The sequence below is a fragment of the Mucilaginibacter sp. OK283 genome (assembly GCF_900110415.1).
GTDB lineage: Bacteria > Bacteroidota > Bacteroidia > Sphingobacteriales > Sphingobacteriaceae > Mucilaginibacter.
In genome coordinates this window covers 239,655-256,637 of record NZ_FODR01000007.1, presented here as the reverse complement: position 1 = coordinate 256,637, position 16,983 = coordinate 239,655, and the positions used below count along the sequence as shown (strand labels likewise).

The window sequence follows — 16,983 nt, the reverse complement described above, 5'->3', positions numbered from 1 at the left end:
TTTAATAAATACTATTGATTTGGTTGTTTAACAATTTTAGGATTAGCCGATAATACGTTATCACCAATTTGTGAATAATAATTACCTAACTGGAACCTGTTTGCACCTGTTACAGAACTTGGTTTAACTTCTTTAAACAGCCATTTACCATTATTGGCATTGCCGGGGTTGTAATATTTATATGGCCATAACCCAAATGGTTGTGTGTTGCGTTTAGCCGCCTGGCCAATATTGGTAACCAGGTCGGTAACGGTCATTTGATTACCATCCCATACCACGGTTGCCAATCTCCAGCGTTTCATATCAAACAAGGTATGTCCTTCAAAGGCCAGCTCTACCCTACGCTCGTGTACAATGCGATCAAAATAGTTAGCGGCTGTTAACACCAGTGGTGTATTAAGGCCTGCCCTTGCGCGTACCTGGTTAATATAGGTTGATGCCGTTGTATAGTCGCCTAACTCGGCAGCAGCTTCGGCACCGTTAAGCAACACCTCGGCATAACGGTAACGAATAAAGTTAACATCGCTACCACGACCACGACGACCGGAACCAATTGTTGGATCAAGATATTTACGAACATAGAAACCGGTTTGCGTTCTGAATTCCAAACCGTTAACAGGCCCATCCTTACCTACTACCTGTACCGGCGTAGTTGTACCCGGAAGCGGCTTAAGTTGTACAGCATCGCCGCTGGTAAGTATGCTGCCATCAGCCAGCTGGTAACCAGCCCAAACATCAGTACGTTTACCTTTAAATAAACCGTTTGGCAATAATACTGTGCCTGCTAACCTTGCATCCCTGCCAGCAAAAGCATCCAGCTGATTATCGTAGTAAATAGGGTTACCAGAGCCGTCTTTAGTTGCGATTGGCGCATAGGTATTATCCAGTTTTTCGTACGCTTCAACCAGGTTTAACGACGGATCTAACCGGCCTGCATCCAAACCTTCGTCAGATATTGAATAAGGCTGATCATTTGTGGTAAAACCATGGGTTTTACCACCGTTGGCCTTAAAGTCCTCAACCCAGATTGATTCTGTACTTGTTTTGTCAAGAAAAATATTAGCGAAGTTATCGCTCAGGTCTGGCAATTGCTTGTATAAGCTGTAATTACCTGCACTGCCGCTGATGATAGCTTTAGCAGCCGCAAGGGCTTTAGTGTAATAACCGGTAGCCATGCTTGCAGGTATACCGACTTCGCCGCCTGGCAATGAAACCTGTGGAGTAGTAGCGCCATATTTGGCAATAGAAGCTGCATATAGTGCAGCCCTTGCTTCCATGGCTAAAATAGCACCAGGGGTTGCCCTTGATTTCTCTTCTACTTTTGCAGGCAATAAACCTTTTATAGCTTCGGCCTCGCTGATGATGAAATCATAAACTTCTGATTCTTTGGCGCGGGCTACCTGTAAAGGTATTACATTGCCAGAGAAATCGTAATCGAGCGGTTTGGTAATTAATGGCACGCCACCCATGCGTTTTACCAGTTCAAAATAGTACTGGGCACGTAAAAATCTGCCTTCGGCGATGAATTGATTTTTTTGATCGGCGGTTAGTTTAGTTGCCGCTGTTGCACGGTCAATAAACAGGTTTAAATCGCGAACGTATGTATAGTCCCAGGTTCCCCACTCACCGTAACCCCAGCCGGTACGTTGTACAAAGTACGAACTGCCGTTTTCTGATGGGAACGATTCGCTAAAGTCAGCAAACGAAGCCCATCCGTTATCAAGGCCCGAGAAATCAACCACACGATTATATAAATCGCCCAGGATAGATAGCACCAGGTTGGGATCTGAAAATGCCACATCTGCCGTTACTATCTGCTTGGGCGGCACATTCAAAAATTCGCTATCTTTTTTGCATGATCCCGTAATTAACAGGGCCGCAAACGTAGTTATTATAGTTATTTTTTTCATTGAATTTAAACTTAAGGGATTAATTAAAAGGTTAAATTAACACCGAAGTTAAGGACCTTACTTTGAGGGAACTGAAGCCCGTTATCATCCGTTACTTCCGGATCAACCGCATATTGCTTCAGGTTATCAAACGAAAACATATTGTATGCGTTAACATAAAATCTTGCCTTCCTGATCTTTACCTTTGTTAACAAATTGGTTGGTAACGAGTAACCCAATTCAAGTGTCCTTGCCCTTAGGTACCTTACGCTATGCAACCAAAACGATGAATTGTTTTGCCCGTTAAGCGAGTAGCTGCTATAGCCAAAACCCGGATTAATCCTGTTGGCGGGGTATTTTCCGGGAATCCACTGGCTGTTAATATCAAATGGATCGGCACGGTGGTACCTGTCTTCAAAAATGGTATTTAAGTTACCGTTGTTTTGGAACGCCCACCTCGTTTCCCAGTTCTGGAACCAGGTATAGCCTGCACCGCCCGAGAAATCGGCGTGGAAATCAAAACCTTTGTAAGCTGCACCAAGAGTGAAACCAAAGTTTATATTAGGCTGCGTGCCGTACCCATAACCAATAGGCCTTTCGTCGTACTGGTCAATTTTACCGTCACCGTTTTGATCCTTATACATTAAATCGCCCGGTAACAGGCTACGGTTGCCTTTTCCATCGTTGTTGATTTTGTAGTTGTTAATCTGGTCAATTGATGTAAACTGGCCGATAACCTGGTAGCCCCAGTCGATGTGTGAATACCTGTTTTCGGTTGAGTTACGGTATTGGTCCCATGAGTTATAAAACAACGGGTTGTACGAGGTAAGATTTTTTTGACGGCTGTATGAAAAATTACCGCCAACATTAAATGTCGCTTTACCAATGGTTCCGTTATAGTTAAGGGAAATTTCCGCTCCCTGTTGCGAATCGCTGCTGGTGTTTTCCTGCGGTAACCCGTAACCAACTTCAATTGGCAAAATCACATCATTTTTGGTACCCAGTAAACCAGTACGTTTTCTGTAAAAATAATCTACAGTACCGGTAAGGGAGCTGTTCAGGAAGCTAAAGTCGGCACCAACGTCGGTTATCTTGCTTTTTAACCATGAAATATTGGTTGTTACTATACCCTTATCCCTTGATGTAACCACCGCATTGCCATCTATAATAGCAGTACCCGAATTGTAGTTGTAACCAGGTAAATATGAGTAAGGCGAAATCAGGTTCCTATCGTCCCCTAACACACCGTATGATCCCCTGATTTTCAAATCATTCAGCACACTGTGATCGCCAAGCAAGCTTTTCATAAAGCCTTCCTGGGTAATCCTCCATCCAACAGATACACCCGGGAAATACCCAACACGTTTATCAGGTGCAAAAAGGTACGATGCGTCACGTCTTGCAGATGCTTCTAAATAATATTTATTGTCGTAGTTATAGTTGATACGACCGATATAACCGATACGGGCCTCTTTATCATCACTATCCTGGTAAGTATCGGCAGTTGGGAAATAAATAAGCGGCAGGTTATTTGAAACCGGCGAAGCGTGGATCCAGTTGCGCAAGTGCTGAAGTTCGATACGCTCAGATACAAACGTAGCGCCCACGGTATGCTTGCCGAAGGTATTGTTATAGTTTATTTGCCATTGGTAGGTTTTTGCAAACTCCTTACGTTGCTCACGCTCTCTCCATGGGTTGGTACTACCACCTGTTACATCGTAAGTGTCGGTAGCTGGCCTGTAGGTATAAGCGTTATAGGTATACTCCTGGTTGTTCAGCAAATAATCGGCTATGTAGTATGAATACAAACCTTTAACTGTTAAACCCTTAATGCCGGGAATTTGATATTCGGCACCAAAGTTGGTTTGCAATACGCGCCAGTCGCTGTGGTATAAACCCGAAAGTTTGTCGTTCAGGAACGCGTAATTTGATTCGGTATGGCCTATATCGTTCAAATAAGCAGGGTTATCGTTAGCGTAAGGGCGTTCCAAAGGTGTATTCCTTAATACCGCAAACCTTGCCAGGAAGTAATCATCGCCACCAGGTACACCCGGATTTTCGCGGGTTTCTATACGGCCATTGATATTCAGGCTAACTTTTAAACCAGCCGCAACTTTAACCGAAACATTTGATTGGATATTTGAGCGGTTAAACTTATACTCTTTGCCTAATTGTGAATTTTGGAATAAGTTGGTTGCTGAAACGTAGTAATTAACCCTATCGGTGCCACCGGTAAAGTTGGCGTTAACAGAGTTTTGAGGCGCATTGTTATTCGCTTTCAAAACATAATCGCGCCAGTTAAAGCTTTGGTAGCCTTTTTCGGTACCGGCTTTGTATTTATCAAGCTCGGCTTGTGTAATGCTGGTTGATCCGTTGGTGTTCACCTCAGCATCTGCACGATAACGCATGTAATCGTACGAGTTGGTTAATACATTCGGGAACCTGTACCAGTTTTGGTAACCGGTATAAGCATCAATATTAATACGTGCATCGCCGCTACCTTTTTTGGTGGTTACCACCACAACACCGTTTGCCGCGCGTACACCATAAATAGCTGCCGAGCCGTCTTTCAATACGGTAATGCTTTCCACATCGTTTGGTGCAAGGTTGTTAAATTGGCCTTCATCCTGTTGGATACCGTCAATTACATACAAAGGCGAACCCATGTTACGGATTTGGATGCTGGCGCTTGCTCCCGGCCTGCCTTCAGACATTCTGAAAGTTACACCTGGAATTTTACCTGCCAAACCCGTACTCACCGTTGAACCGGCATGCACGCGATCAAGATCTTTACTGGTTACGCTGGAAATAGCGCCCGTAATGGATTCCTTTTTTTGTGAACCATAACCTGTTACTACAACTTCTTGCAGTGATGAGTTAGTTGCTTTTAGCCGCACTCTGATACTTGTTTGCCCGTTTAGCGGAAATTCCATTGTGGCAAAGCCAATATAGCTTAATACCAATACGCTGTTGGCAGTAGGTACAGTTAAGCTAAACTGTCCCTTTACATCAGTTGTTGATCCACCCTGGGCGCCTTTAATACGTACGGCAACGCCTGTTAGCGCTTCGCCCGTGGTATCAGTTACCGTTCCCGTCACCTTCACCTGTGCAGATGCACCAAGCGAAAAAAGCAGGCAGCTCATGATAGAGAATACAACTAATGTTACTTTTTGGCCCCATTTACTGGGCGGCCATTGCACGCGGGAGGGCCCCCCATGCCTGAGTAGTAAAAATTTTCTCATAAATTGATTTGTTATTGGTTAATTGTCGATTTTAAAAATGTAATGTTGACATATCTAAAATCACGATGTAAAGAAAAAGATTTAGGGGGGCTCCTTATTAACCAAATCATCTCAATAATTAGTCAAAAAGTATCAATTTTTATTCAGACGAAAACCCTTGTTCAGAATGGCTATATTTGTTCAAGAGATCGATTTTGAAACCTGCATATTTATTTTTTTTACTATTTATACTATCCTTCAGTATCTGTAATGCACAGCCTTATTACTTCAGGCATTACCAGGTTGAGCAGGGATTATCAAATAATACGGTTTACTGCAGTTTGCAGGATAAACAGGGATTTTTATGGTTTGGCACCCGCGATGGTTTAAACCGTTTTGATGGTTACACATTCCGGGTTTTCGGGCATAATCCTAAAAATCCACGCAGCATTTGCAGCAACATGGTACATGCCCTCAGGCTTGACAACAACGGCAATTTATGGGTGGGCACCGATGAGGGGATTGATAAATTTGATAGCAAAACAGAAAGTTTTATCCGCGTAAATCCATCAAATACCAATGGTGTCAGAGCTATCGAATTTGACCATTATAATAATTGCTGGTACATCGCAGGATCGTCCCTGATCAGGTATAATACGCAAACCGGCAAAACAACCGACTTTGGTAAACTGCAAAATTTTGAAGCCTCGGGTATAGTGCAAAATAACGGCTATATGTGGGTATCATCCAATAGCGGCACTATTGAACGGCTGGACACCGTTCGCAATACCTTTAAAAGCTACAGCATAGTTAACCACTCCAATTGGGCTCCCTCTTACTTCACTGAAAAAATTTTTAACGCAGGCAACAATAAAATATTTATAGGTACCACCAGTCAGGGTTTTAAAATATTTGACTGCGTTACCGGAACTTATTCCGATGTACTGACAAATAATAAAAACAAAACCGGCATTTATGTAAGGGATTTTGCAAAATATGCCGATAACCAGTTTTGGCTGGCTACCGAATCGGGAATATTTATTTACGATGTGCTTAACAACTCTTTTACCAATTTAAGGAAAAAGTATAACGACCCGTACAGTATATCGGATAATGCCGTGTACACCCTATGCCGGGATGTGGAGGGAGGTATTTGGGCAGGCACCTATTTTGGCGGGATAAATTATTATCCAAAACAATATTCAACTTTCAACAAATATTACCCCGGCGATGAAAAAAACTCGCTTAAAGGGAACGTAGTACGCGAAATTTGCAAAGATGATTACGGTAATCTTTGGATGGGAACCGAAGATTACGGCCTGAATAAGTTAAGCGCCGATAAACGCACCTGGACGCACTACCTGCCGGGCGGCAAAACCGACATAACCAACACCAACATCCACGGCCTGGTAGCCGATGGCAAAAATTTGCTTATAGGCACCTTTGAGCGCGGGGTTGATGTTATGGATATTCCCAGCGGTAAGGTGGTAAAAGTTTACCTGGTTGGTAAACACAGCAACCTCAAAAGCAACTTCATAATTTGTTTTCGTAAAACAAGGAAGGGTACTATATACGTGGGGGCTACCAGGGGGCTTTATATTTATAACCGTAAAAAGGCCGATTTTACATTAATTGATAAAATACCGGGAGGCGATTTTGTTTATGATATTATTGAAGACCATTCGGGCAAACTTTGGATAGGTACTGTTAGGGATGGTATTTATATTTATGACCCCGGCACCAATGCCAGTATCCACATCCGCGATGCATACCCTGTTAAAAAAGCTATTAACGGATCAACAGTTAACGGTGTTTTTGAGGATAGTAACCATATTTTATGGTTTGCCACGGATGGTCTTGGTTTATGGAGATATGATCCGGAGAAAAAAAACTTTAAGTTTTATGATCTTGATAACGGTTTACCAAGCAACTATGTATTCAGGATGCTGGAAGACAATCATAAAAACTTATGGATCAGCACCTCCCGCGGCCTGGTAAGCTTTAACATTATTACCAACAGCATTAAGGTTTATACCAGGGCTAACGGTTTATTAAGCGATCAGTTTAACTACAATTCGGCATTTAAAGATACTGATGGCACCATGTATTTTGGCTGCGTTAAAGGGATGATAAGCTTTAATCCGTCGGCTTTTGCCTTAAACAACTATGTTGCCCCGGTATTTATAACCGGTTTCCAGGTACACAACCAGGAGATAGTGGTAAATGGGGCCGATTCATTACTCCGGCAATCCATCATCTACACAAAAAAAATTAATTTAAATTATAACCAATCGTCATTTAGCATTGATTTTGCCGCCTTGAGCTACCCGTCGCCCGAGATGACCCAGTATAAATACACCATGAAAGGGCTGGACAAAGGTTGGACAGATTTAAAACGAAACCGCAAAGTATACTTTACACAGCTGCGGCCCGGCCATTATACCTTTATAATAAAAGCTGCCAACAATAACGGCGTTTGGAGCACTAAAGAAACAGCCCTTGAAATAAACATTGCGCCGCCTTTTTGGGCAAGTTCCTGGGCCTATGCACTGTATACAGTGCTGGTTATTTTAACTGGCTATTACCTGTTAAGGCAGTACCACAACCGCAACAAACAGCGCAATAAACGATTGATAGAGATACTGGAGAGCGACAAGGAAAAACAGATATATAATGCCAAAATTGAGTTTTTTACCAATGTAGCACATGAAATACGTACTCCGCTAACCCTTATAAAAGGGCCGATGGAAAAGGTGATCAAAAGATCTGAGCACGTACCCGAGATTCAGAATAACCTGAAGATTATGGAGAAAAACACCAACAGGCTGCTCGATCTGACAAACCAGTTGCTTGATTTCAGGAAAACAGAAACCAATGGTTTTAGCCTGAGTTTTGTAAAAACAAACATAGCCGATTTGCTGGCCGATATATTTTTAAGGTTTAAGCCCCTAACCGAGCAAAAAGGGCAACGTTACACCCTAATATGTGTAGATAAAACCTTGTATGCCTATGTTGATATTGAAGCATTTACCAAAATAATAAGTAACCTGATCAATAACGCCATTAAATATGGCGAAAACGCTATAGAGGTGGAACTGCTGAAGCCCGAACCCGGCGATAATACATTTACCATTGAAATAAGAAACAACGGTTACATTGTGCCTTACGAAATGCGTGAAAAGATTTTTGAGCCCTTCTTCAGGATGAAGGAATCAGAAAAACAAATTGGCACAGGGATAGGCCTCTCCCTGTCGCGTTCCCTTGCCGAATTGCACAAAGGATTATTGGTGCTGAATAAATCAATCAACGATTTCAATATTTTTAACTTAACCTTGCCTATTCACCAGGAGAAGGAATTTGACCTGCACAACACTCCCGACGATTATGAACTAACCGATTCTATTAAAGAAGAAAATTTTGACTTTATGAAACCGATTATACTTTTGGTAGATGACAATCCCGAGATACTTGATTTTATTTCGGATGACCTGAGCGATAAATATGCTGTAATAAAAGCATTAAACGGCCAGGAAGCGTTGGATATGATAGAAATTGAAAACATCCAGCTTATTATCAGCGATGTGATGATGCCGGGAATTGATGGCTTTGAATTATGCAAGCGCATCAAAACTACATTTGATTACAGCCACATCCCTATTATATTACTCACGGCAAAAAACACCCTGCAAAGCAAAATAGAAGGTCTGGAGGTAGGTGCAGATGCCTATATCGAAAAACCGTTTTCTCCCGAGCATTTACAGGTGCAAATAGCCAATCTGCTTATCAACCGCAATAAAATCAAAGACCATTTTGCAAGTTCGCCGCTGGCGAATATTAAAACCATGGCCTACTCCAAACCGGACGAAAGTTTTTTGGATAAGCTTAACGCAGTGATTAATCACAACATTCAAAATCCCGACCTTGATGTGGAGCATATTGCCAGCCTGATGAATATGAGTAAGCCTACGTTGTACCGTAAAATTAAGGCTATATCAAACCTAACCATTAACGAACTGATTAATATAACCCGCCTTAAGGCAGCTGCAAAACTGCTTGAAGATGGCGATTATAAGGTTTATGAAGTTGCCAATATGGTAGGTTACAGCTCACAATCGCACCTGGGCCGTAACTTTTTGAAACAATTTGGTACCACCCCTACCGAGTATCAACAAAATAAAAAGAATCAGAAGATTAAAACTTATTAATAATAGTACCAAGTAGTTAGTATCAAGTATCAAGATTTTGGACTTAAATTTTACCACTATGTATTTGCGGCTATCGTGATGCTTGATACTAAAAAAGGCGGCTGTCTCGATACTTGCTACTTGATACTAAAAAGGTAGCTGTCTTGATAGCTGATACTAATTACGTGTCTTTAGCTTGTTGATCGCGAAGTTTCCGATACGTCTCCCTTCGTCAATGCCATTTACAATGGATGGCATATAATGAATACCGCCGTAAAACCGGCTGATAGCTGCCTCATCGGCGGCGGCTTTAAATGATTTGAACTTCCGCGCCGGGATGCTAAACTCCACCTCGGTGGAGTCGGTAAAAGCAAGATTGTCGCCAAACAGCTTGCCGAGCATCACTGCCGATGCATTTGAAACTACGCTATGCCCGCTGGTATACTCGGGGAATGGTGGGGTTTGCAACAACGGCATCCAGTTTTGATCAATGTATTGGTTAATATAGGTTTCGGGGCGAATAACTTTGCTTTTGTATTTTTCGTCCCAGCAATTAATAAAGCTATCGGCAATTACAACAGCCAGGCAGGCATAGGTTTCAGCCGAACGGACGTAGTCGGCTTTAGCCTGGCGGCAAACCAACCCGGCAATGTTTATCCAATGGCCCCCGGGCGATATTTTTTTGGTAGCAAACATGGTATGCCCATTGGTATTAACCTTAAACGGGTTATCGTCCCAATAAGTAGCTATAGCGCTTTGCTCTGGTGTTAAATGCTGGCCGGCCTCTCTAACAGCAACAGCCAGTTTATAAAAATAACTGGTGGGTTCCTTCGAAAAATCCACCGCTTTTACAGGCTTAAACTGTTGTGCCGAATCCAGTAAAAATGGACGTATTTCGTTCCAGTGCGGCTCCACCCCTTTCATATAGGCCGGTGGTGTCGGCTTCCAGGTGGCATCGTCTGTTTGCACATCGTATTTTGATAACGAACGGGTATGCTTATAATTATCCTTGCCCGCCCATTTAATAATCCGGCCGGCAATCAATTTTCCATAAGCTATCGAGTTTTGGTATACTTCATCGGGCATGCCGGTATTTTTAAATTCATCCATCAACCCGCTGTGGAAAGCCTCTATCCGGCCTTCCGACATGACCAGGATTTTCCCAACCGTTAAAATGGCATGCGCTGCGGCCAAATTGTAGCAATATGTTTTGCCGGCTTCCGGTTTGGGGATTGAATCCAAACCTTTTACCTGGCCCACAAGGGACAAGTAGTTTGTGTTGCCGTTACGTGCGGCCTCGTACCCTGCAACGGTAATATAAGCGTAAATGCGGCTTGCCACCGGCGGCGAATAAATATCATGCAGCATTACCTCGCTAACCTCGCGTACCGACCTATGTATGTAATTGGGGTTTTCGGCTGATTTTTTCCACCCGCTATTTTTACTACAGCCAAATAACAAGGTGACGGCAAAAACAGTAAAGTAAAGTTTATTCATACATGAGTTTTGATAAAATTAATAAAGGTTAATTGGCCCGGATAGGCTATTCATCAAAGCTAACAGGAAATCCACAAACATATATTGAGCGATACAATTTGACGAAATATTGATATGATTTGCAGAATCTGTTATATCAAAATCCATTTTCTTTACGTACGCTTACTATATAGCGTTCAATAAGTTAAAGCTTAACCAAAGCGTAAACCATTATTAAATTTTTACTGTAATTACATGATAAAACCTTTACTCATTAAGTTTAAACCCGCCCTTATACTATTGTTTTTTTTGGCCGCTGGTTGCTCGCGCAGGCAGGATGGGCCTACTCTCTTTAAACTCTTGGATGCATCGCAAACCAGAATCGATTTTAAGAATACCCTAAGCCCAAGCGACAGCATCAACATTCTTAACCATCCTTATTTGTACAACGGCGCAGGCGTGGGCATAGGCGATTTTAATAACGATGGCCTGCCCGACGTTTACTTTGCAGGCAACATGGTGGCCAACAAGCTATTCCTCAACAAAGGCGACTTAAAATTTACCGATATAACCAGTACTGCCGGCGTTGATGGCGAAGGCAAATGGAGCGCGGGTGTATCTGTTGTGGATATTAATAACGATGGCAAAATGGATATTTATGTATGCGCATCGTTTAAATCAAATCCCGAACAGCGCCGTAACATGCTGTACATTAACCAGGGCAACAATAAGGATGGTATACCCACCTTTAAGGACGAAGCAAAGGCATACGGCTTAGATGATAATGGCTACAGCACGCAAGCCATATTTTTTGATTACGACCATGATGGCGACCTGGATATGTACCTGCTGACAAACTTTTTAGGCAAAACCACCCCTGTAGCTTATCGTCCTAAACTGACCGATGGCAGCGCCGAAAATAACGACCGCCTTTACCACAACAACGGTAACGGCACATTTAGCAATGTTACTAAAGAGGCAGGCATTTTAATTGAGGGCTTTGGCAACTCGGTATCGGTAACAGATATTAACAACGACGGCTGGCCTGATATTTATGTAGGCAATGACTTTATATCAAACGATGTGCTATACATCAACAATAAAAACGGGACGTTTACCAATCGCGCGGGCGACTATTTTAAACATACCGGCTGGTCGGTAATGGGCTCGGATATGGTAGACATCAACAACGACGGCCTGCCCGACCTGGTGTCGTTAGAGATGCTGCCCGAAGAAAATGTGCGCAAAAAAACCATGCTGATGGGCGATAACTACATTACCTACATCAACAACCAAAAGTTTAATTACGAGCATCAATATATCCGTAACGTGTTGCAGTTAAACCAGGGACAAACGCCACTGGAGCACACCCAGTTTAGCGATATAGCCTACATGGCCGGCATTTACCAAACCGATTGGAGCTGGACGCCGTTGGTGGCCGATTTTGATAATGACGGCTACCGCGACATGGTGATTACCAACGGCTACCCCCGAGACGTAACCGACCTGGACCATGCCTTGTACAGTAACGACCAGGGCCGCACGGTAAAGGAAAACCGCACGTTGGCCGCAGCCGACTCGTTCCCGGTTGTTAAAACGGCCAGCTATGCTTTTAAAAACCAGGGCGGCTATATGTTTGCCGACCAGTCGAAAAACTGGGGTATTGTTAAACCAACTTTTTCAACCGGCGGCGTTTATGCCGACCTTGATAACGATGGCGACCTCGACCTGGTGATCAACAATATTGATGACGATGCCTTCATTTACGAAAACACACTAAACAGCAAAACACAGGTAGATAAAACGCACCATTACCTCACCGTTAAGCTAACGGGCGATAGTAAAAACCTTGGCGGCATTGGTGCAACCATGCGTATTTACTACCAGGGCAAGCAACAATTTTACGACCAGCAACCCTGCCGCGGCTATATGAGCACCGATGATGCCAAAGCACATTTCGGTATCGGCACTGCTAATGAAATTGATTCGTTGCGCATCCGCTGGGCAGATGGCAAAACCGAATTGGTAAAAAACATCAAGGCAAATCAAACTATCACCCTGCAATACAAAAACGGTTCAGGCAGTTACAGCCCCCAGCTTCATTTGGAGAGTGCACCGGTATTCCAATCAGCAGCAAACCAATTGGGTATCAAATATGTGCACCAGGAAAAAGATGCCATTGATTATAACATCCAACCAACCCTACCGCATAAACTAAGCCAGTATGGGCCATCTATAGCTGTAGGTGATGTAGATAACAACGGCTACGACGATTTTTATGTTGGCGGGGCTGCAGGCAATAAAGGCGTGTTTTTTATGCAGGGTGCCGACGGTAAGTTTACCATGGACAACAATCGTTTTTTAAACGATAGTTTCAAGGAGGAAGAAGATATGGGCGCGCTGTTGTTTGATGCCAATGGCGACGGTTTCCTTGATTTATATGTGGTTAGCGGCAGCTACGAGTTCCCGAAAGACCATACTACCGCGCAAGACCGCCTATATATCAACAATGGCAAGGGCCAGTTTACCAAAAACTTTGGCGCAGTGCCGGTTGAGTACGATAATGGCTCGTGCGTACGGGCCGCCGATTTTGACCACGATGGCGACCTTGACCTGTTTGTGGGTGGACGATCTGTTTCGGGCGCTTACCCATCATCGCCGGTGAGCCATATTTTCAGAAACGATGGCGGCAAATTTACCGACGTAACCGCACAGCTTTGTCCCGAACTGGTTCACGGCGGGATGATTACCGATGCGCTATGGTCTGATTTTGATAACGACGGGCAGGTTGACCTTGTTGTTGTGGGCGAATGGATGCCGGTAACCTTTTACAAAAATACCGGTAACGGTTTTACCAAAATAAAAACGGGAATTGACAACCACGTTGGCTGGTGGAACAGCATTGTTGCCGGTGATTTTAATAACGATGGCCAGGTGGATTATGTTGCAGGCAACCTGGGACAAAACTCAAATTACAAAGCAACTTTTGAACAACCAATGACCATTATGGGTAAAGACCTTGATGGCAACGGATCATTTGATGCTATGATATTTTGCTACATGAAGGCCGAGGACGGTTTGCAAAAGCCCTTCCCGATGCACACACGCGACGATTTGATAAGCCAGCTGATATCTATCCGCAAAAAATACCCAAGCTACAGGGGCTTCGGCAAAGCTACTATGGACGATTTATGGAGCGAAAAAGACAAAGAAAACGCGGTGATTATGAAAGCCTCTGATATGAACACCAGCTTTATTACCAATAAAGGAAACTGCAAGTTTACAATAAGCCCAATGCCATTAGCCACACAAATGGCACCCGTATACGGTATAGTTGCAAAAGATATTGACCAGGACGGCAACCTGGACCTGGTAATGGCGGGTAATGATTTTGGCATGGAGCCGTTTACCGGGCGGCATGATGCCTTTATGGGCTTGTATTTGAAAGGTAATGGCAAAGGCAGCTTCGCTCCCCTATCTGTAGCTAAAAGCGGCCTGTTTATTAACGGCGATGCCAAGGGATTGGCCACCGTACAATCCGCTAAAGGAGGTGATGTTTTAGTTGCCACACAGAACCAGGATAGCCTTAAGGCTTACAGGCAAACCGGCATGGGCATTCAACCTAAAAAGTACATCAAACTAAAAGCCGATGATTTTTATGCAGATATCATCTATAAAAACGGCGGCAAGAAAAGGGTGGAGTTTTACTATGGCTCAACCTACCTGTCACAGTCATCGCGTAATTTGCAGGTCGGCGCCGATGTGGCGAGGATTACGATAACCAGTTATAACGGCAAAAAAAGGATGATGAATGACTAAAGGCAATTTAAAACAGCAAACCTATTAATATCCGGCAAGCAATAGCCTAATCAAAACGGCGTGCGAACCCGATTATACAAAACGTTTAAAGTAATCAGGTCACCCAAGGGGGTTAAAGGGAGCAGAATTTGCCAGCGGTAAACAAATAAGGCCGAAAAACTCTCGCAGTTTTATCGGCCTTTACATCTACCTATGAAAAACAATCCTTTGAGAAGGATATTAAGTTATATTCAATTGCAATGCCAATTATTAAATGTGGGTTAAAACGTTTAAAACAGCACTTAATTTAAAGTTGCGTGTGAGTTTGTGGAAATTACTCTACTATTATTGTGTAATAATGACACACAATACCTCCAAACCGGGAAAATTCGTCATGCTCTGTGTGGCATAATGGCGTTATCTAACCCCAGTCATGTTTTAAGGCTTTTCTGCATGTAATTTTTTTATCTCGTATGTAAATTATCTACTGCATCGGTTACCGCACTCATCACCATTGCTTTTGTTAAAAACAGCTATAAACCGGCAACTGCAAACTAACAACTACAACCTGAAAAGCCCTTTCGTCGGCACATTTAAGCCGCTCGTCTATTGTATTTACAACGATGAGGAAATGCGTTTACCTTAGCCCGCATGTTTAACCGCATAAAGCCGGCGCTTATTATCGAGGTGTGTATTCACCTGCTGTTTTGGGCGCTTATTATTTATACCCCTATTATCTCGCGGCCAGACATGCGGGGCATGCCTCAACACTTTTTCTCGCCCGGGCGCATTATTGTTTTCAACCTGGTGCTTGCCTCCGAATTTTACCTGAACGCTTTTTTACTCATCCCCAGGGTGTTAAAAAAGAATATCTGGTTTTATTTTTTGGCTTTGCTGGCTTCCGTGGCAGTATTTAATGTGGTGTTGTTGTATGCCAGGCCGTATTTCCCATTACCTAATATCAAAGATATGGAAGGCCATGCACCACATGGGCCTTCATTTGTGCTATTTCCGTTACTATCTATAACTGCCGGAAGTTTTGCCTACCATTACCTTGCCGATCAGTTTAGGGCGATGAATAAAAAGAAGGATATCACCAATGCCTCGCTCCTGTCCGAACTGGCTTTTCTGCGTTCGCAGATCAGTCCGCACTTTATATTTAATGTCATCAATAGTGCTGTGGCGTTATCCAGGATAAATCCTGCGGCAGTTGAACCTACGCTGATACAGTTATCCCAATTATTGCGCTACATGCTGTATGTTACCGATGCCGAAATGGTAACGGTGCAAAAAAAAGAAGATTACCTGCGCAGCTATATCAACCTTCAACAGCTGCGCTTTGGCGACCAGGTAAAAATTTACTTTAAATCGGATATAAAAGCCCCGGACAAAACCATCGAGCCCATGCTGCTGATCCCTTTTGTGGAGAATGCCTTTAAACATGGTACCGGCGATATTGCCAGGCCCGATATTGCGGTTACGCTTTTTGCCGATGAAGAAACACTGCGGTTTACGGTACAAAACGTGTATAACGCGGCCGAAAAGCAAAAGGATAATGATAGCGGAATCGGTTTAGCCAACGTAAAACGACGACTGGAACTGCTTTACCCCAGTAAACACAACTTATACATCAATAAAAACGAGCAAACCTACATTGTGATGCTGCAAATTGAACTTAAATGATGAGATGCCTGATTATTGACGACGAACCGCTGGCCCTTGACCTGCTGGAAGATAACCTGAAACACGTACATAGTATACAAATAGCTGCACGCTGCCGCAATGCCGGCGAAGCCATCCTGGCTATGCAAAAGGAGCAGATCGACCTGATATTTTGCGATATCTATATGCCCGGTATCAATGGTTTACAGCTTATTAAAAGCCTTACCCAGCGCCCCATGGTAATATTTGTAACGGCTTATGAAAAATTTGCACTGGAAGGTTTTGAACTGGATGTGATTGATTACCTGGTAAAACCGGTACCGCTGGATAGGTTTTTAAAAGCCTGCCACAAAGCTATCGACCTGTTTGAACTTCGCCGGAGTTATGTACCCCAGCCTGTGGTAAAAAACTATTTCTTTTTGCATGCCGATTATAACCTCATCAAAATAAGTTTTGACCAGGTGGAATATATTGAAGGGCTAAAAGACTATGTAAAAGTTCATTTCACCAATCAGCAAAAACCGGTTTTGTCGCGCATCAGCCTTAAAGCTGTGGAATTGCAATTGCCTGCCGAGCAGTTTTTCCGGGTGCATAAATCATTCGTGGTAAACCTGCAGCACGTATCCCAGCTACGCAGAGCCCGAATTAAACTCATCAACACCGAAGTGCCCCTAAGCGACAGCTACAGGGAGGTGATTAATAAAATGATTGGGAAGGTGTGATTGGTTCATAGTTCATGGATCATTGTTCGTG

The 16,983-nt window shown here is 43.3% G+C and carries 7 protein-coding genes; 4 read left to right on the top strand and 3 right to left on the bottom strand.

The annotated features are described in order from the left end of the window. Positions 1 to 11 precede the first annotated feature (11 nt). Positions 12 to 1,910 (bottom strand): RagB/SusD family nutrient uptake outer membrane protein, encoded by a 1,899-nt coding sequence (locus BMX56_RS17645; RefSeq protein WP_090650930.1) that lies wholly within the window; start codon positions 1,908 to 1,910, stop codon positions 12 to 14. 23 nt (positions 1,911 to 1,933) lie between these two features. Next, positions 1,934 to 5,131 (bottom strand): SusC/RagA family TonB-linked outer membrane protein, encoded by a 3,198-nt coding sequence (locus BMX56_RS17640; protein ID WP_177183846.1) that lies wholly within the window; start codon positions 5,129 to 5,131, stop codon positions 1,934 to 1,936. Positions 5,132 to 5,325: 194 nt separating this feature from the next. On the opposite strand from BMX56_RS17640, the gene BMX56_RS17635 reads away from it, so the two are divergent. Beyond that, entirely contained in the window at positions 5,326 to 9,315 is a 3,990-nt protein-coding gene (locus BMX56_RS17635) for a hybrid sensor histidine kinase/response regulator transcription factor (RefSeq protein WP_255369865.1), read from the top strand. 156 nt (positions 9,316 to 9,471) lie between these two features. On the opposite strand, the gene BMX56_RS17630 is transcribed toward BMX56_RS17635, so the two are convergent. Further along, positions 9,472 to 10,791 carry a vanadium-dependent haloperoxidase gene (locus BMX56_RS17630; RefSeq protein WP_090650927.1) on the bottom strand — a complete coding sequence of 440 codons (1,320 nt, stop codon included), beginning with the start codon at positions 10,789 to 10,791 and terminating at the stop codon, positions 9,472 to 9,474. A gap of 234 nt (positions 10,792 to 11,025) precedes the next feature. Here BMX56_RS17630 and BMX56_RS17625 point away from each other — a divergent pair, with 234 nt between their 5' ends. The 3 genes from BMX56_RS17625 (at position 11,026) to BMX56_RS17615 (ending at position 16,952) form a co-directional block, all read left to right on the top strand. Beyond that, positions 11,026 to 14,589 carry a VCBS repeat-containing protein gene (locus tag BMX56_RS17625; protein WP_090650924.1) on the top strand — a complete coding sequence of 1,188 codons (3,564 nt, stop codon included), beginning with the start codon at positions 11,026 to 11,028 and terminating at the stop codon, positions 14,587 to 14,589. 630 nt (positions 14,590 to 15,219) lie between these two features. Beyond that, complete coding sequence (locus tag BMX56_RS17620) at positions 15,220 to 16,251, top strand: sensor histidine kinase (protein WP_090650921.1); 1,032 nt, start codon at positions 15,220 to 15,222, stop codon at positions 16,249 to 16,251. Beyond that, positions 16,248 to 16,952, top strand: coding sequence for a LytR/AlgR family response regulator transcription factor (locus BMX56_RS17615; protein WP_225976395.1), 705 nt, complete (start codon positions 16,248 to 16,250; stop codon positions 16,950 to 16,952). Before BMX56_RS17620 ends, BMX56_RS17615 begins: the two co-directional genes overlap by 4 nt. Positions 16,953 to 16,983 lie beyond the last annotated feature (31 nt).

Excerpts from the sequence above, each read along its gene's own strand:
- BMX56_RS17630 (WP_090650927.1), bottom strand. The coding sequence starts at position 10,791 with ATGAATAAACTTTACTTTACTGTTTTTGCCGTCACCTTGTTATTTGGC.
- BMX56_RS17645 (WP_090650930.1), bottom strand. The coding sequence starts at position 1,910 with ATGAAAAAAATAACTATAATAACTACGTTTGCGGCCCTGTTAATTACG.
- BMX56_RS17620 (WP_090650921.1), top strand. The coding sequence starts at position 15,220 with ATGTTTAACCGCATAAAGCCGGCGCTTATTATCGAGGTGTGTATTCAC.
- BMX56_RS17625 (WP_090650924.1), top strand. The coding sequence starts at position 11,026 with ATGATAAAACCTTTACTCATTAAGTTTAAACCCGCCCTTATACTATTG.
- BMX56_RS17615 (WP_225976395.1), top strand. The coding sequence starts at position 16,248 with ATGATGAGATGCCTGATTATTGACGACGAACCGCTGGCCCTTGACCTG.
- BMX56_RS17640 (WP_177183846.1), bottom strand. The coding sequence starts at position 5,131 with ATGAGAAAATTTTTACTACTCAGGCATGGGGGGCCCTCCCGCGTGCAA.